A 17,188-nucleotide genomic window follows, 5' to 3' on the forward strand; every position below is an offset into this window, starting at 1 on the left:
GCGAGATGACGGCCGATGATGCGACGATGACGGGGAAGACGGGCGGCGCCGGCCGCCATCCGCGTGAAGGGACCGAGACGATGACCGAGCAGAATTCAGCGACGCCAGTGGCCGGAAGCACGGGTGCGGGGGAGCCCACGATGGGAACGGCAGGCGCTGCGGTCGGGGATGCCGACGGGAATGCCTCGGCGGGTGATTCCCGCAGGGTCGCTGTCCCGCCCCTGGCCGAGCTCGCGTCCCGCCTCGGCGAAGGGGTGCTCACGACGGACCCCGACATCATCGCCGCCCACGCCCGGGACGAAGCCCTGTTCTGCCCGGCCGAGGGCGCGATCGCCCTGGTCAGGGCCACCTCGGCGAGCGACGTCCAAGAGGTCATGCGGTTCGCCACCGAACATCGGATTCCGGTCGTCCCGCAGGGGGCGCGCTCGGGGATCTCGGGCGGCGCGAACGCCTCACCGGGGGCGATCCTGCTCAGCGTGGCGCGGATGAATGACGTCGTCGCCGTCAGCGAGGCGGAGCGGACGGTCACCGTGCAGCCGGGGATCATCAACCAGGACCTCAAGGACCACCTCGCGCCGTTCGGGCTGTCGTACCCGCCGGATCCGGGGTCGGTGGGGATCTCGTCGATCGGCGGGAACATCGCGACGAACGCGGGTGGCCTGTGCTGCGTGAAGTACGGCGTGACCAGGGATTATGTCCGCAGTCTCACGGTGGTCCTCGCCGATGGGACGCTGAGCGTGCTCGGTCCGCAGACCGCGAAGGGCGTCGCGGGGCTCGATATGCGGCAGCTCTTCATCGGGTCCGAGGGCACGCTCGGCGTCATCGTCGAGGCGACCCTGCGGCTCGTGCCCGCCCTGCCCGACCCGTTCACCGCGGTCGCGACGTTCCCCGATGAGCGCAGCGGCCTGCAGACGGTCGCCGACTTCATGGCCGGCGGCGGAGTGCCGAGCCTGTTCGAGTTCCTCGACGGTTCGAGCCTGACCATGCTCAATGCATACGGCGACTTCGGCCTCGACGGGGAGGCCGGGTCGATGCTCATCATGCAGGTCGATCTCGCGGCGGCTGAGTCGGAGGCGATGATGGCGAATTTCGCCGAGGTGGCCCACGCGTGCGGTGCCCTCGACGTTGCGTACTCCGATGATCCCGCCGATTCCGCCGACCTCATCGCCGCACGGCGGATGATCCAGCCGGCGTACGAGAAGTTCGCCGGTGCGCATGGCGGGGGCCAGCTGCTCGACGACGTGTGTCTGCCGCGGGCGGCGATGCCGGAGTTCTGCGACCGACTCGACGCGCTGCGGGAGTCGTCGGGGCTGACGATCTCGCTCGTCGCGCATGCGGGAGACGGGAACACGCACCCGTCGGTGTTCTTCGATGCCGCCGACGAGGCGGAGACCGCGAAGGCGCTCGAGGTCTTCGGGGAGATCATGCGCATCGGCCTCGAGCTCGGTGGGACGATCACCGGCGAGCACGGCGTCGGATACCTGAAGAGGGACTGGCTGGGCGAGGAGCTCGACGCTGGGGCGCAGAGGATGCAGCTCGCGGTGAAGAACGCGCTCGATCCGCTCGGGATCCTCAATCCGGGGAAGATGCTCGGCGGTCTCTGAGCGGAGGCGGGGGACTGGTGGGTTGGGTGCCCGCGTGGAGGTCTGCGTGCCGGATGCAGAAGATGAGCCTGTGATGCACACGTACTTCGGCTTTGGGCACTGCAGGGTCGTCTACGGTATGTGCGCGAGTACTCGGGTCGTGTCAGCAGCGGCCTGTAGCGTTGACCCACCCTGGAACACATACGAACCCAACCCGACACCGATGTCGGGACACGCATCGGCACGTAGACAACACAACTTGCGCTATGAATCGAAGAACCTAGAACACTTGGAAAATAGTCGAACAAAAAACAAAGAAACATCTTGACACGCACCGCAACGGTGTATAATAGGTCACACGACATGGACAATGGCGAATGGACCCCTGGACACCATGACTCTCACCCCGAACCGCAAGCACCCCACCCCCGGCAACGACGCCGCAGGTGCGCACACGGGCGAGTCCTCGACGCCGGAATCCTCCCCATCCACTGGTGACACCCCGGATACCGAATCCCTGTTCGATCAGCTCACCAACGCCGGCATCGACCTCACCGGAAACCCCCTCGCCGACACCTTCACCGCCCTCACCCCCACCCCACCCGCCGAAGACCACAGCCCCGAGCCGGAGAGCACCTACTTCGACACCGTCGACGACGATGCCGCACACGAGTCAGCCAGCCCCCACACCACTGATGCCGCCAGTGATCCATCGACACCCTCGGGTGAGGAACACGATTCCGTCGACGACGAGATCGCTGAGATCGCTGCGGCCGCTGCCGCGTTGGACGGGGACACCGACGTGCCCGCCTGGGTGAGCAGGCACCCTCTCTTCACCGGCACCGCGTGGGCGGACCTGTCCGCGTTCGCCCCGGAAGTCACCACCGGCATCACCACGCTCATGGCTCTCGATGCCCAACTGCGGTCCTTCGACAAACCCATGGGCCCCGACGAGGCACTCCTCCTCGTCGACGGTGCCGAAGCCCTTTCTCGGGTCTCGGAAGCTCTGTCGATTCTCGCCCTGTCCGTCTATGACCGGGTGGGGACACCGGCGGAGACGGGGGCGAAGGACACGAAGTCCCTCATCCAGGACCGACTCAACCTCACCCGGACAGAAGCCCATCGGCGGGCCGAGATGGCCAAGAACCTCGGTGGGCGGGTGGATCTGGCCGGGCAGGCGCTGAAACCCTTGTGTCCCGAAGTCTCCGAAGCCCTCCACGCGGGTGCGTTGTCGGCAGGGCAGGCGAAGACCATTGATGACTGCCTGGCCGCCCTCCCCGACTGGGTGAGCCCGGAGCAGCGGGCGGATGTGGAAAAACGTCTCGTCGGCTATGCTCCGACGGTTCGAGTCACTGATATTCGTGCGATCTTTAACCGGATGCTGGGGTATATCGACCCGGATGGGAAGAAACCGGTCGAGGAGACACCGCGCAGTGACTATGCGGTGACGATGCGACCCAAACGCAATGGTGACTGGGTGCTCAATGGTCTCCTCGACCCCGTGGCGGGGGCGGCGTTGAACGGGTTGCTGACCTCACGGATCAAATCCGCGACCGAATCCACCCCAGACCAGGACACCAGCCCCACCGTCAGTGACAGTAATGCCTTCGGAGTACCCACCGGCGCCGACGCCGATGGTTCGGATGCCTGCGGGAATCCTGGTGATGGTGTCTTCGATGCGGCCGCCGATGGCGGTGGAGTTCACGCTGGGAATGACACCGTGATTGACGGTCAGGAGTCTCTGTTCGACGTTGTCGATTCCGTGTTGCGTGGTGACCGGTTCGACGCACCGCTACCGACGGTTGGCCAGGTAGCCGCCGGGCACGGTTCGGGCCCCAACGGCACTGCCGACCCCAACGGTTCGCGCGTCAACGGAATGACGAACCCTGACGGCTCATCTGATGCCAACGGCGCTGGCGGTCCGCAGAACACTAACTTCGACGGCAGCACCACCACTTCTACCGGCGCAGCCGGCACTAGCAACACTAGTCCCGGTGAGATTCCGGGTACGCCGGAGGACAGTGAGTTCCTTGTGGGTGTCGGGGTGCGTGCTGACGGGTCCCGGGTCGATCTGACTGCTGAGCAGCCCACGGCGAGGGCGTGGATCTATGAACGGTTCGCGACTCTGGTCTCGCGGATCAGCATGGACCAGGCCGGGGCCGGGACCCCCTACGCGCTCGTCGTAACTGCGACGGCTGAGGACCTGGCCCACGGCACCGGGGAGGGCACCACCGGTGTTGAGACGCCGATCCCGATCAGTGAACTGCAGACCCGCGGGTTGAACGGGCAGGTGTTCTTCCATCTGGTGTCACAGAAGGCGAAGACGGTGCAGGTACTCACGGAGAAGAGGTTTGCCAACAAGCAGCAGATCGCAGTGGTCACGGCCCGTGACAAGGGGTGTACGTTCCCGGGCTGTGATGCCCCTCCGGGGTGGTGTGATGCCAATCATGTGATCCCGCATGCCCGGGGAGGGCGCACGGAGATCAATAATCTGGCACTGGCGTGCAGTGCTCATCATCATCTGATGGACCGGTCGGAGTGGGAGATGCGGATGATGACCAATGGGCGCCCGGCGTGGGTGCCACCGGCATCGGTCGATCCTGCCCGGGAACCGATCTTCCATCCCCGGTTCCTTGCCGAGGACATCATGAGCACTCTCTTCGACGACCTCGCCGACACGGGCGGCCTTGATGATGCCGGTGGGGGCGGGTCGGGTGCGAACGGGTCGAGTCGACCACCGTGCTGACCGGGCCAGGGGACCACTCTGCCTTCACACAGTCGATTGCGGTGGAATCGCAACTCGAGGGGCCGAGCGACTCAGATCAGTCCGGGTACCGGCGTTTCGGATGATTGAACCGGCCTCGATCAGACCATTCATCTGTGAACATTCATTCATCTGTGACTATTCATCTGCGGCTTTCCGGCACCAGTTCTGCGTCGTCGCTGGCCAGATCGCGCAGAGCCGCGATGGCATCGGCGAGAAGGGCCTGCTGAGGATGCCCGGGATCGCTGATGGCATGGATATAACGAGTCGGAACGGGATCGGCCAAGGGAACGACCGCCACCCCGGCGGGCAGCGGATCAATTCCGAGGCGGGGAAGAACCGTCACACCCAGTCCGCGGCTGACCATATGCAGAGCCGTGGGGAAACTGTGGGCCTCGTGCTTGAAGTGGACCGGGACCCCTGCTCGCGCGCATGCGTCGAAGAGGATCGTCCGGCATGGGCCGCCCCCGGTGTCGTTGTCGATCCATGGCAGCTGGGCGAGGTCGCTGAGGGAAATCGAGTCTGCTGCGGCCATTGGGTGGTCTTCGGGTACTGCTGCAACGTACGGATCTTCGATGAGGAAGCTGCTGTCGACCCCGGAGGGAAGGCTGAGCTCCGGGGATTCGGCGATCATGACCTGGATGTCGGATTCGAGTTCGGTCCATGGTCCTTCGGCGAGGTTGAGCTGAACGGCAGTATGGGGATAACGGTGCTCGAGGTAGGCGACAAGCTCGGGAAGCCAACGAGTGCCTGCCGAAGCGAAGTATGCGATCGAGAGCCGATCGACGCGGCTCTCCTGCAGCTCAGAGATTCGCTGCTGCAAACGGCTCGTCGATTCGAGCACGGCGTCAATGTCAGCGAGGATGGCCGAACCGGTATCCGTCAAGCCCAGTCTGCGCCCACGTCTCGTGAAGAGAGTGAGGCCGGTCTGCTTCTCGAGAAGCTTGAGATGATGGCTGACGGCAGACGGCGACAGGCCGAGGTGCTGAGCGGCCGACCGCACTGAACCCGTGACCGCGACGGACTTGAATGACTGGAGATGCGACACCGAGTGCATTCTCGGATCGTATTGAGAGCGCGCACAGTTGTGCAATAGTGTGCGCTTTTCATGGACAGTCGCAGACGGAATGATCGAGGTTATGAGACACAATCCTGACGCCGACCGTCCAACAGAGCGAATGAATCGAATTGAACGGCGACCGTCCCTGAGTGACAGGATTCCTGCGTTGCCGTGGATCGCCGCATTGCTCACCATGGTGTTCTGGGCGTCGTCATTCGTCGTCATCCGCGATGCCGCTGCTCATTTCAGCCCGGGCGCGATGGCGCTGCTGCGCTGCATCGCGGCAGCCGTGGTCCTCTCACTCTGGATGGTCTTCCGCAGGCCCCGCATCCCCTCGTCGCCGAGAGTATGGTTCATCGTCGCACTCTGGGGAGTGGCGTGGTTCGCCGCCTACGTCGTCGTCCTCAATGCCGCTGAGCATTCGATCGATGCTGGGACCGCCTCGATGATCGTCAACATCGCCCCGCTCATCATCGAGGTTTTCGCCGGCATCGTCCTCGGTGAGGGGCTGCCGTGGCGTCTGCTCGTCGGCATCTTCGTCTCCCTGGCGGGAATCGTGCTCATCACGGTCGCGAGCTTCACCGGAGTCTTCACCATCGGCGGTCTTGTGCTGAGCCTTTCAGCGGCGCTCCTCTACGCCGCGTGCGTGCTCCTGCAGAAGCACTTCCTCTCCGGCGAGGATTCGGTGACCGTGACGTGGTTGGGCATTCTCGCCGGCACCCTCGCCTGCCTGATCTTCACCCCGAGCCTCCTCACCGAGGTCGCCGCAGCCCCCATCGACATCACTCTCCAAGTGATCTACCTGGGCATTGTGCCCACGGCCATCGCGTTCAACCTGTGGGGTTATGCGATCCGCGTGCTCCCTGCCGGCCTGCTGAGTTCGTCGAGTCTGCTCGTGCCGGCGATCGTCGTCGTCCTTGCCTGGATTGTTCTCGCCGAGGTTCCGCCGCCCCTGGCAGCAGTCGGCGGCGTCCTCTGCCTGGTCGGCGCCGGCTGCGCTATCGGTCCGCAGATTCTCAGATCGGTGCAGTCGGTCCGGTCGCCGGGTGCTCAGCCCTCGGCCTTGCCCTGTCGCCAGTAGCCCATGAACGCGACCTGTTTGCGGTCGACGCCGACCTCCTGCACAAGGTAGCGGCGCAGTCGTTTGACCGGTCCGGCCTCGCCGGCGATCCACGCATAGAACGGGCGGGAGCCGCGCTCGGTGTCACTCGAACTGCTCTGCGCAGCCTGTGTGAGCCGGGTAGGCGTGTCCCAGAGGATCTCCTCGTCGATGTCGACATCCTCGAGTTCGACTCCGCCTCCTGCGGACACCGACGCCCCCACCTCGGCGAGGGCCTTGTTCTCTGCACGCACGGCCTCCCGCACTGCCGGCTCGAGAAGCGCGCCGAAGTCCGCGTCGCCGCGCGGCAGCCATTCGACCTCGAAGCCCTCGGGCGCCGTGAGATCGAGAATGTCGTCAGCGCTCGGAACCTCGATGACAGCCCTGCCGCTGACGGTCGCGTCCTTGAGGGAATCGAGGATCGAGGCGATGGCCGGGACAGCGGTCTCGTCACCGGCGAGCAGGATCTGATCGGCGTCGCCGCAGTCGAACTCGATGCCGCCGTACGCGCCCTGGTGGTGACGGGACGGCCCGATGATGTGCAGTCGGTGGCCGATCTCAGCGTTCTTGGCCCAGGTCGCCGCCGGACCCGAATGGCCGTCGTCATCGATGTGGAGCACCATGTCGACGACGAGTTCTCGGGCATCGCTGCGCCACTCGCGGACGGTGTACGTGCGCATCGCTCCGCGGACATCCTCATCGACCTGCAGCCACGCCTGGTACCACGGGTTCCCGGCCTCGACCTGCTCGGCGAAGAAACCGAGGAGGTCGAACTCCGGAGCGCTCAGTCCGCCCGGCGGGATGATGAGCTTGAACCGCAGATCACGCGGGTGCCCGTCGGTGCCGAAATCCGCCAAGTCGTCGCCGCCGAAGGTGATGCGGCGGAATGAGGGGCTCAGGTCCTCGATGCCGATGACGGTGGCCTCGAAAGCGCCGATGGATGCTCGTGACACGTGTTCTCCTCTGCCTCCTGCACAGGCAGGAGCGATCCGGCTGGTACTCGACGAGCATAACATCTTTGTTAGGTTAGCCTCTCCACAATGATGCTACGGTGATCTCGTTCCCGTTCCCTCTCGAAAGGTCGTCATGCGCCGACGTCAGCTCCTGGCTCTCACCGCTCTCGCTCCGCTCGCCCTCGTCGCCTGCTCCACCGAGGCATCCGAGTCCGGGACCGCTCAATCGTCCGCCAAGAACTTCTCGTACTCGCCCGCCGGCTACGACGGCGTCACCGTCTCACTCGACAGACCAGCTGAGCGCATCGCGATGGACTTCTACTCCGCGGCCGCGCTCGCGCCGTACGGCATCACACCCGTCGCGGTCTTCGGATTCGGGCAGAACGAGTCCCCGGGGAAGTCGTTCGACACCACAGGCGTCGAGATCGTCGGCACCGACATGGAGCTCGACACCGAGGCGCTGGCCGCGACAAGGCCCGACATCGTCGTCGCCTACGGCAACGAGACCGGCGACGGCTGGACCTGGTGGGATGACAAGCTCAGGGAGCAGGTCACCTCGCTCGTCCCATTCGTCCCGATCAAGCTCCAGGACCAGACGCCCGACGACATGTTCGGCCAGTACGCCGCCGTCGCCCAGGCGATCGGTGCAGACACCGACTCCGCGGAGATCACCGCACAGCGCCGCGACTTCGATGCGGCACGGCAGCGCATCCGCGACGTCACCGCCGACAAGGACTGGCTCACGGTGCTCCTCGCGAACTTCAATGCCGACATCATCTACACCGCGAAGGACCTCGGCATCGCCCGGATGCTCGCCGACGACGGCGTGACCCTCGTGGGACCCGACCCCGGCGCCGACAGCTCGTGGGCCGAGGTCTCGTGGGAGAAGATCAGCGATTACTCCGCCGATGTCCTCCTCGTCCACGACGCCTCGGCCGACTTCGAGACGAATCCGATCTACCTCAGCCTGCCGACGGTCAAGGCCGGGCAGACCGGCACCTGGGATGACAAGCGCGCCTTCACCTACGACGGGTATGCGGCATGGCTCAACGATCTCGCCGAGGTGCTCGACCGAGCCGAGGACATCGACAAGAACTGATCCGGCTGAGCTCAGGACCGGAGCTGGCCGGGGCCGAGAACGATGAGAATCGGATGTGATCCCGACCGGAAGCGATCCCGACCGGTGTCATCGATGCGCTCCCTCCCGCAGCGACCGACCATGATGAGTGTCGAGCATTCCGGCAGCAACGAGTCGTCCTAGAAGTCGTAGCCGTCGCTGATGGTGATGACGACCTTTCCGTCGACGATCTCAGCGACGCCGTCGACGGAGAAGATCACCGTGTCATCGAATGCCCCGCCGTCGTCGAAGAACGAGTCGTAGCTGCCCGTCACCAGCGCCTCACCCTCGGAGACCGTCGTGATCGCCCACGACGGGCCGCCGTTGGGTCCGGCCCCCATTCCGCCGTCGTAGTAGTACGGATCGGACGACGGGTCGGACACCGTGACGGTCGGATACGACGAGATCGACCACTTGAGATCCGTGGCATCGAAGCTCTCGGCGCTGTACGAGCCGAACGGGCAGCCGTCGGGCTGAGCCACGGTCTTCTTCGCGCAGCTGTCGACGAGCGTCTTGACCTGCTTGTCGACCTCGCTGCGGAACGCGTCCGTCGGCTCCGGTGCGAGCAGCGCGGGATCGCCCCCATCGAGGTCCTGGTCCTCGACGCTGCCGCCGAAGAAGGTGCGGGCCTCGATCGGATCCGCAGAGACGAGATCGCTCTTCTCCGCCAACCCGACGGTGTAGAGGGCGGGGAACGCCGGCAGGGAGAGCGCCGAGTCGGTCGTGTCGACGTCGATCCCGTTGACCTTGACCGTGCTCAGCCCCGGCGTGTCCACCGTCAGGGGCGCGAGCTCCGGCGACTGCAGCGTCCACTCGTCGAAGAAGACCGCGGTCTTGCCCGACTTCACCAGCGAGAACTCGGTCGTGCTCTTGCTCCCGCCGAGGTCGAACGTCGCCGACACGAGCGCCTGATCATCGGCGACATCGGCATCGGCGACCGAGATGTCGGTCGGCAGTGCCTTGGCGCCGCCGAGGATGTCGTTCGTCAGCAGCTGCCGCTGCTCGGCGGGCACGTCGACATCGGCGATCTCGAGAGCACCTTCAGCGTCACCGTCGGCGAGGCGCTGCAGATACTTCTCGACGGTGGCCTCCGGGCCGAACATTCCGCCGTTGACCTGCGTGACGACGATCAGACCCGCCACGAGGACGAGGACCGCCGCGCCGCTGATCACTCCGACGAGCGTCGCCTTCCTGCGGTTGAAGGGCTTGGCCGGCGGGGCCGCGGGATATCCGGCCGGAGGAACGGACGGCGGGGCCGCACTGCTGTTCCACTGCTGGGCGGTCGGCTGCTGACTCGATGCCGACGCAGCGTTCCCTGTCGTATAGGGGCCCGCCGCTGCCGTGTAGGGCGCAGACGAGTAGGGCGCAGACGCGTCCTGTCCCACGGTGGGACGGCCGGGGGAGGACCCTGCGATGGGGTGGGCAGGGGACTCCCCTGCCGGTTGTGATCCCGACGCCGAGGTGGTCGGCGCGGCGGACTGCGCATCTCCGGGATTGCTGCCACCGGACCCCGGGCCGCCCGCGGATCCGACGTATCCAGCCGATGCGACCGGGCCAGCAGATCCGGCGGAATCGGACGGGGCGACAGAACCGGAATGACCGGCTGGGCTGGACGTGCCGGCAGTTCCCGGGGAAGCCGCGCCCGACTGTCCGGGCGCACCCGCGTCACCGCCCGGCGCCGCGTACCCGGGTGCCACCGGTGGCGGCGGGGGCGGAGTCGATCCGCCGGCGACGGCATCGGGGTGGATGAGCGGATAGCGCGGTTCGCTCATCCCGAGGGCGTGTCCCCAGTGCGGATGAATCGCGCGCCCGGCGAGGAACTTCGCGACTCCGGGCATCGTCAGCGCCAGCCTCGGCCCGAGGGTGCGCGAGACCACCTCGATGAGACCGCCCCAGAGAGCGAAGATGAGGAACGACCAGGCCAGCACGCCGATGCCGGCCTCAGCCGCGCCCATGCCGCCGAACACCTCCGTCGCCTGTGCCGAGCCCTGCACAGCCGCGCGCAGAGGCAGCGCGAGAACCGAGAGCAGCCCCCACACCACGGCGAATGCGAGGGGGATCCGCCATGCGGTGCTCCACTGCCGGGGATCGGGGCCCTGCGCGGTCCAGTACGGACGCCGCGTGACCGTGGCGACGAGGGAGGCCGCGAGCACCGCGAGGACGACCGCGATCAGCCCCAGCCACAGCTGCCCCGGCACATCGTCGCTGAAGATCGTCAGCGTCTCCGAGAAGCCTCCGGACTCCATGCCGAACACGCCGGTCATCGAGGCGGTGAGGCCGCCGAGGTGGACGAGCAGTGTGAGGACGAGGCCCATGTTGACGAAGGTCAGGGGGACGAGCTGCCCGGGAAGGTCGAGCCCGAGAGGCAGGACGAAGAGGGCGACGACGGACATGATCGCGACCATGACGATGAGGTGGATCCAGGCGACGAGCGCGGCGGGGACGACCCAGCGGAGGAATCGCGCTCCGACCGCCTCGGTGCCCTTGAAATGACCGGCGATGCGACCCCACATGCTCACGGCGATGACGACGAGGAGTGGAAGGAAGAACGATCGCGGGGTGACCGCGGAGAACTCGAGGGTGGCGCCCTGACTGCCTTCCATGAGCGAGTAGCGGGCGGCGAAGATGAGCTGGAGGACGAAGAGCACGGCGGTGAAGGCGAGGGCCGAGATGCCGATGCGGATCCAGGTCGACCCCCGATTGGGGGAGGGGGAACGCAGCTCGCTCCACCGGGTGAACCACCACAGCGTGCCGAGGACGACTGCGGTGATGATGAGCGGGGCGCCGGAGAGGATGATGTCTCCACTGGCCGCGGCGAATCCGTCGGATTGGAACTCGAACCGCACGGCCGCCGAGCCGAACAGTGCCAGGGCGAGGAGGACGAAGGGGAGCGCGTAGCCGATCTTGTCGGTGCTCATGCCCGTGTACTCGGTGAATGAGTCGAGGTCGGACATCGAACCGGCGATCGCGGCAAGGATGATCGCAACGACGATGCCCGCGGCGAGGGCGATTCCCGGCGGGAGGAGGATCGCCCGCCACGTCGCACCCTGGGAGAGCGGAGCGGTGTAGCGCGATGACGGTCTCGGAGCACCGAGGTGGCTCTGACCGGGATAGGGCGAGCCCTGCTGGGCGTACGGCAGGCCCGGCTGCGGAGAGGGCTGGCCCGGGTAGGGCGAGCCCTGGTTTGGGTACGGCGAGCCCTGCTGGGCAGCGGGCTGGTTCTGCTGGGCGTACGGCTGGCCCGGTTGCGGAGAGGGCTGGCCCGGGTAGGGCGATCCAGCCGGTGAGCTTGCTGAGTCCGCCGCAGTTGAGGCGCCGTCGGCTGCACCCGACACCGGAGGCTGTGTTCCGGGTCGCTGAGGCTGTGTGCCCGGTGTGGGAGCTTGCACTCCTGGCGTCGTCGACGGCGTGTCCGGTGACGCATAGGGATCGGCGGCCTGCTTCGTTGCAGCGCCGGAATCGGCTCCGGCTGCGGAGGCCGCCGCTGCGGCCTCCGGAGAGAAGCGCGGATACTGCGCCGTCGCCTCGGTGGAGTCAGGAGCGGAATTGGTCGGTGGAGCTCCCGGCTTCACAGGGACGTCCGCCTCGCCGCCGAGGTCATCGGTTCCGGAGGCCGTGTCAGTGTCCGCGGCATTCGGCGAGTCAGCGGCAGGCCTGGCAGTTGCATCAGGCGTGGCAGAGGCGCTCGCCCTGCCGCCCTCTGGTGACTGGGCGGCCGGGGCTTCGTTGGTCGACTTCGCTGTGCCCGTGCCATTGACCTGGCTGGCCGCCGTCGTGTCAGCAGTGCCCTTGACCCCGTCGGTCGGCTTCGCTGCCCTGTCGGCACTGACCTTGTCGGCCCATTTTGCCGCGCCGGTTCCCTTGGCACCTTTGGTCGACTTCGCCGGTTCTGTGTCCTTGGTGCCGTCGGCAGTCTTCTTCTCCCCGGTGCCCTTGACCTCGCCGGTTCCCTTGGCCCTCCCGGTGCCCTTGGCGGCAGAGGCGGAGCCGGGCTTGCTGTTCGAGTCCTCGGGGGTCGGGCGACGGTCGGACTCGTCGTCGTGCCCGGATGGGGGAGATGTGGGCGTTCTGCTCATGGGGAGTCCTCCGACTGCTCTCGCACACCGGTCGCTGCAGTGCGCTTGACGTGGCCGCTGGTCTGACTGCGGTTTCCCTGCAGATCGATGTTTCCACCGATCCATTCAGTTGTAGTGATGCCCTTATATTAGGCTGAGAATGGCGATTGAAGTTTCCGAGAAGAGAACTTTTCGACCGACAAGTGATCTGGAGCTGCCGATGAGCACGAAACCGCCCCAGGGCAACGGCGACGAATGGCCGCGCGATGATTCGGCGGGCAGCGCTCGAGCGGAGAATCCTCGTGCCGACAATGCGTGGAACCAGAACGGCGACTCGGGATGGGGTCGGCAGTCCGACACCGGCTGGGGTCACGGCGCCAACACCGGAAGCGCTGACGCCGGACGCACCGACATCGGTTGGGGCCAGAGCGCCGATACGGGCTGGGGCCGCGGCGGCGGGGAACCGAACACGCCCTACATCGCCGAGCAGAACCCCGCGCGGCCCCCGCGCTCGCAGTCCGCGGCGACCGGAACACCAGGAGCCCCGCCCGCGAACGCGGCAACGCCGCCGTCCAACGCTGCGGCCTGGCCCGGAACTCCACCCGGCGCAACATTCCCGCAGCCACCGCCGAGTCCACCGGGCCCGAACCAGCCGCCGCCCGGAAACATCCCCGCCGGCGCCGCACCCGCCGGTCAGCCGCCTCGGCGCAGCAAGGGACTCATCGCCGCCGTCGTCGTGCTCGCGGTCATCGCCGCGGCCGCGATCGGATTCGGCGCCATGATGTTCCTCAACCGGGACGGTGACGAGGACTCCACTGTCGCAGCGACGACGGCACCGGCCGGCGAGGACGCCTCGACGGCTCCGAGCGCCGGGCCGAGCGAGGACGCTGCACCGAGCGACGATCCGGAGTCGTCCCCCACGCTTCCCGCCGACCCGAAGCAGGCGCTCGACCAGATCGTCACCACGGATCGGAAGACCGTCATCGCCGACCTCGACGGCAAATGGGTGCCCCAGCTGAGCTCGAAGAAAGTCGGACTCGAAGCGGAGGGGAAGACGTGGGAGCCGAAGGACATTCTCGCCGAACACGAGCAGATGCGAAAGGAATATCCGCGCGTACAACTGGTGTGGTCGGGGGATTTCGCGAGTTTCAAAGAAGATGATTTCTGGGTGACGATCGTCGGCATCGGCTATGACGATCCCGAGGACGCGCTGTCGTGGTGTTCGTCCAACGGTCTCGGTCCCGACAACTGCTACGCGAAGCAGCTGAATACCTCAGGAGGGTATGAGGGCACGACGCGTCTGCAGGACTGAGGAACCACCTCGGCCGAGGCCCCGCCGGTCCGACGCGGAACCCGGACTAAGATCGGACCATGACTTTCTGGTGGCAAGAGCTGAGAACCAACCTTGCCCGATCCTTCGATGACCGCTCTGACCAGCGGTGGAACCATGCGATCGCGACGATGCCGGTGTCCGATCGGGCCGCTGAGATGTTCCGCGAGGTCGAGGACGAATTCCTCATCACCGGAGCCGACACGCCGAGGTGGGACGACCCTCACCGCAATCCCGACTTCGAATGGGGCAGGGTCAACGGCCCCGACGATCAGGCCGACGTCACCGACCACGCGAAGTTCGACATCGTCCACGCCCGGGCCCGCGCATGGATCAACGTCCTGCGCCGGCGGGGAGGCAGCGCACGGGAGACCGCCGACGTCGACTGGGCGACCGATGATCCGTTCCTCGCATCCGCCGATCACGCCGAGGTGCTCACCAGCGGAGTCCCCGACAACCCCGAACTCGTCATCGGCTTCAACGACTACGTCCCCGATGACCACGGCGTCGACCTCGTCGCGAACGTCGTCATCGCCCTCGGCGATCCCGCGGTGTCCCTGGCCCGCGTGCCCGACTGCGGCTGCGACTTCTGCGACTACGGCTCCGACGTCCTCCTCCAGCAGCTCGACAGCCTCATCTTCTCGATCGTCGACGGCTCCGTCGAGGCGCAGTCCGGCGGACAGTACTCCGGCTACCGCACCTCGTTCGACGCGGCCGGAGAGCTCTCCGGCGACGCCGCGCACAAACCCGCGAAGCACCGGGCGCGCCCGTGGTTCGACGACTGGTCACCGCGTCCCATGCAGGACTGGGCCTGAGTTCGGGCTCACCCCGCCGAGGCGGTTCACCCCGCCGAGGCGGTTCACCCCGCCGAGGCGGCTGATGCCTCCTCGGTGAGCCTCGCGGCCACCGCGAGATCCTCCCACGACATCCCCGACCCCTTGAAGATCAGCGTCCGATCGTCGTCGACGACGACCTCGCCGGTGCTCAGCTGCTTCATCGTGATGAGAGTCTCCGCGTCGAGTGCGCCGTCGGTGATCGCGAGCACGACGTCCCCGCATTCGCGCAGCGCGGTGCCGACATCCTCGACGACGACCGCCGAGCGGGAGAACAGCGACGCCGGCAGCTCCCTGGCGTGCGGGTCGTGCGAACCGCACGCCATGACGATCGCACCCTCACGGACGAGGTCACCGTCGAAGAGCGGGCTGCTCGCCGTCGTCGCCGTGACGACGATGTCGGCCTCCCGCAGGGCGGCGTTCGCCTCGGCGGTGGTCGCTGCGATGACACGCCCGCGCTCACGGACCCCGGCGGTGACACGGTCGGGATGCCGGACGACGAACGCGACATCGGCGAGATCGACGTCGAGGACCTCGCGCAGGGTGTCGACGTGTCCGACGCCCTGCGGGCCCGCCCCGAAGACGACGACGCGCACGGGACCGGTGAACCGGGACAGCGCCGGTTCGACCGCCGCCACCGACACCGCCGGCGTGCGCAGGGTCGTCAGCGCCGCACCGTCGATGACCGTGCGCAGCTGCAGCGTTTCGGCCGCATACATGAGGTACTGCCCCTGGATGCGCGGCAGGCCGTGGTCGGGATTGTCGACCGAGACGCCGACGAGCTTGACCCCGACCCATGCGCCGAGCTCGGAGGGCATGAAGATCATGTTGCCGGCGCTGATGTCGGCGATCGTGCGCGGAATGTCATCGGCCGGATCGAAATCCCCGGCCAGTGCCTCGCGGAGGGCGGCGACCGCCTCGGCGGGGGTGAGGGCCGCGACCACCGCGTCGGCGTCGAGGTAGGTCACATCGTTCATCGTCACGTCCTTCCTCACTGCGGACCCCTCGCGCTGCGACGGTGCTGCGGGCCATCGGGTGTGCGGACATCCGACGGAGCGGAGCACCGGGTGGCAGGGGCGGTCACCACCAGGCTAGGTGATGCCGACCACAGGGCGAAGCACTGTCCGTGAGTCGGGCCGCACTGTCGTGCCGGCCGCCATCGCAGAGTCGCACCCCGGGTGCCACGCGTGAGCATTGAGCGATGGATCCTCACGTCGTGCGTCGGGCGACGGCGTCAGCCGCCTCGGTGAGGACAGTGAGCGCTGCGGCGATGAGCGGCTGCCCCGCCGACCCGCTGCGGATCCCGGTGAGGATCTTCCGGGCCGGGACGGGATCCCCGCGCAGCGGCACGCGCACGGCGTCATAGCCCTCGGGCAGGTGAGCGAGGCGGGGGACGAGCGCGACGCCGAGCGAGGCCGAGACGAGCGCGGCGCCCGTCTCCCATTCATGGGACTCATGGGCGACCTCGGGGACGAAGCCCGCGGCGGCGCAGGCGGTGCGCACGAGGCGGTGGTAGGGCGTGCCGGGCCGATCGAGGATCCACTTCTCCTCGGCCGCCTCGCCGAGAGCCACCGACTCGCGTCCGGCGAGGCGATGATGGCCGGGGACGAGGAGATCGAGACGGTCGGTGAAGAGCGCGGACTGCTCGAACCGGGCATCGCTGCGCGGCGGCAGCGGATCGGTCGCGACGACGACGGCGATGTCGGCCTGGTCGGCGAGGAGCAGGTCGAAGCACTCCTGCGGATCGGCTTCGATGATCCGCGCCCCGGCACCGGGATGCGACGCCATGATGCGCTCGGCGGTGAGCGGCAGCAGGCTCGCCGCGGCCGTCGAGAAGCCGCACAGCCGCAGGACCCGCTGGCTGACGGCGTGCCCTGCCTCAGAGAGCTCCCCGCGGATCTCCTCCCACCGGGTGAACAGCTCCTGCGTGCGCTCGAGGAGCAGGTGACCGGCCGGCGTGAGCACGAGGGTGCGGCCGTGCTGTTCGAGCACGGTGACTCCGAGGTCCTTCGACAGGGTTCTCAGCTGGTGCGAGATCGCCGAGGGAGTGAAGCCGAGGCGCTCGGCGGCAGCCGTGACGGTGCCGACCTCGGCGAGGACGCGGAGGACGTGGAGGCGACGATCGATCATGCAATATTCTTTCACGACCATCCGCGAAATGATTCGCTTTTCTTCGTCTTCTGCCGCCTCGACACTGGAGTCACAGCGAGATGTCGGATGCTCGGCAGACGCCTCACCGCCAGCCGCAGGGGGCCGCCGGCCGCATCCCCGGCGGTACAGGGGACGCCGACCGCTGAGGCGGCCGATCCCCGGTGTGGTGGAGCGTCGGCGGAGGCGATCACCCGACTGGCCGAGGCGAGCACGATGCGGCAGAAGGTGAAAGGCAGGTGCAGA

General features: G+C 67.2%; 11 protein-coding genes. 6 read left to right on the plus strand and 5 right to left on the minus strand.

Annotated elements, in window-relative coordinates:
* The first annotated feature begins 80 nt into the window (after positions 1–80).
* Together ACFQ91_RS12385 and ACFQ91_RS12390 are read left to right on the plus strand one after the other, a co-directional pair.
* Positions 81–1,604 (plus strand): FAD-binding oxidoreductase, encoded by a 1,524-nt coding sequence (locus ACFQ91_RS12385; RefSeq protein ID WP_232623771.1) that lies wholly within the window; start codon positions 81–83, stop codon positions 1,602–1,604.
* Between the two features lie 373 nt (positions 1,605–1,977).
* Positions 1,978–4,329 (plus strand): HNH endonuclease signature motif containing protein, encoded by a 2,352-nt coding sequence (locus tag ACFQ91_RS12390; RefSeq protein WP_198500024.1) that lies wholly within the window; start codon positions 1,978–1,980, stop codon positions 4,327–4,329.
* Between the two features lie 160 nt (positions 4,330–4,489).
* On the opposite strand, the gene ACFQ91_RS12395 is transcribed toward ACFQ91_RS12390, so the two are convergent.
* Positions 4,490–5,404, minus strand: a complete 915-nt coding sequence (locus ACFQ91_RS12395; protein WP_198500023.1) for a LysR family transcriptional regulator — start codon at positions 5,402–5,404, stop codon at positions 4,490–4,492.
* Between the two features lie 187 nt (positions 5,405–5,591).
* On the opposite strand from ACFQ91_RS12395, the gene ACFQ91_RS12400 reads away from it, so the two are divergent.
* Entirely contained in the window at positions 5,592–6,488 is an 897-nt protein-coding gene (locus ACFQ91_RS12400; protein WP_344259005.1) for a DMT family transporter, read from the plus strand.
* Here the strand turns inward: ACFQ91_RS12400 and ACFQ91_RS12405 are convergent.
* A complete protein-coding gene (locus tag ACFQ91_RS12405; protein WP_232623769.1) occupies positions 6,458–7,459 on the minus strand; it encodes a siderophore-interacting protein in 1,002 nt (333 codons plus the stop codon). The two genes, ACFQ91_RS12400 and ACFQ91_RS12405, sit on opposite strands and share 31 nt — an antisense overlap.
* Positions 7,460–7,592: 133 nt before the next feature.
* On the opposite strand from ACFQ91_RS12405, the gene ACFQ91_RS12410 reads away from it, so the two are divergent.
* Entirely contained in the window at positions 7,593–8,558 is a 966-nt protein-coding gene (locus ACFQ91_RS12410) for an ABC transporter substrate-binding protein (RefSeq protein ID WP_198500020.1), read from the plus strand.
* A 158-nt stretch (positions 8,559–8,716) separates the two neighbouring features.
* Here ACFQ91_RS12410 and ACFQ91_RS12415 read toward each other — a convergent pair whose 3' ends face one another.
* The gene (locus tag ACFQ91_RS12415; protein WP_232623768.1) at positions 8,717–12,652 is read right to left on the minus strand and encodes a hypothetical protein; all 3,936 of its coding nucleotides are present in this window, start codon (positions 12,650–12,652) and stop codon (positions 8,717–8,719) included.
* Between the two features lie 199 nt (positions 12,653–12,851).
* Between ACFQ91_RS12415 and ACFQ91_RS12420 the strand changes: the two genes are divergently transcribed.
* Both ACFQ91_RS12420 and ACFQ91_RS12425 read left to right on the plus strand, forming a co-directional pair.
* Positions 12,852–13,943, plus strand: coding sequence for a hypothetical protein (locus tag ACFQ91_RS12420; RefSeq protein ID WP_232623767.1), 1,092 nt, complete (start codon positions 12,852–12,854; stop codon positions 13,941–13,943).
* A gap of 59 nt (positions 13,944–14,002) precedes the next feature.
* Positions 14,003–14,776, plus strand: coding sequence for a DUF6226 family protein (locus tag ACFQ91_RS12425; RefSeq protein ID WP_198500019.1), 774 nt, complete (start codon positions 14,003–14,005; stop codon positions 14,774–14,776).
* Between the two features lie 44 nt (positions 14,777–14,820).
* On the opposite strand, the gene ACFQ91_RS12430 is transcribed toward ACFQ91_RS12425, so the two are convergent.
* Both ACFQ91_RS12430 and ACFQ91_RS12435 read right to left on the minus strand, forming a co-directional pair.
* Entirely contained in the window at positions 14,821–15,771 is a 951-nt protein-coding gene (locus ACFQ91_RS12430; RefSeq protein ID WP_198500018.1) for an ornithine cyclodeaminase family protein, read from the minus strand.
* A 232-nt stretch (positions 15,772–16,003) separates the two neighbouring features.
* Positions 16,004–16,924: a LysR family transcriptional regulator gene (locus ACFQ91_RS12435; RefSeq protein WP_198500017.1), complete on the minus strand. Its 921-nt coding sequence runs from the start codon at positions 16,922–16,924 to the stop codon at positions 16,004–16,006.
* Positions 16,925–17,188 lie beyond the last annotated feature (264 nt).

The organism is Brevibacterium sp. NPDC056726, assembly GCF_042790515.1.
Lineage (GTDB): Bacteria > Actinomycetota > Actinomycetes > Actinomycetales > Brevibacteriaceae > Brevibacterium > Brevibacterium sanguinis.

What these genes read in the sequence shown, in the direction of transcription:
- ACFQ91_RS12385 (WP_232623771.1), top strand. Translation starts at nt 81, where the DNA reads ATGACCGAGCAGAATTCAGCGACGCCAGTGGCCGGAAGCACGGGTGCG.
- ACFQ91_RS12390 (WP_198500024.1), top strand. Translation starts at nt 1,978, where the DNA reads ATGACTCTCACCCCGAACCGCAAGCACCCCACCCCCGGCAACGACGCC.
- ACFQ91_RS12395 (WP_198500023.1), bottom strand. Translation starts at nt 5,404, where the DNA reads ATGCACTCGGTGTCGCATCTCCAGTCATTCAAGTCCGTCGCGGTCACG.
- ACFQ91_RS12410 (WP_198500020.1), top strand. Translation starts at nt 7,593, where the DNA reads ATGCGCCGACGTCAGCTCCTGGCTCTCACCGCTCTCGCTCCGCTCGCC.
- ACFQ91_RS12415 (WP_232623768.1), bottom strand. Translation starts at nt 12,652, where the DNA reads ATGAGCAGAACGCCCACATCTCCCCCATCCGGGCACGACGACGAGTCC.
- ACFQ91_RS12420 (WP_232623767.1), top strand. Translation starts at nt 12,852, where the DNA reads ATGAGCACGAAACCGCCCCAGGGCAACGGCGACGAATGGCCGCGCGAT.
- ACFQ91_RS12425 (WP_198500019.1), top strand. Translation starts at nt 14,003, where the DNA reads ATGACTTTCTGGTGGCAAGAGCTGAGAACCAACCTTGCCCGATCCTTC.
- ACFQ91_RS12430 (WP_198500018.1), bottom strand. Translation starts at nt 15,771, where the DNA reads ATGAACGATGTGACCTACCTCGACGCCGACGCGGTGGTCGCGGCCCTC.
- ACFQ91_RS12435 (WP_198500017.1), bottom strand. Translation starts at nt 16,924, where the DNA reads ATGATCGATCGTCGCCTCCACGTCCTCCGCGTCCTCGCCGAGGTCGGC.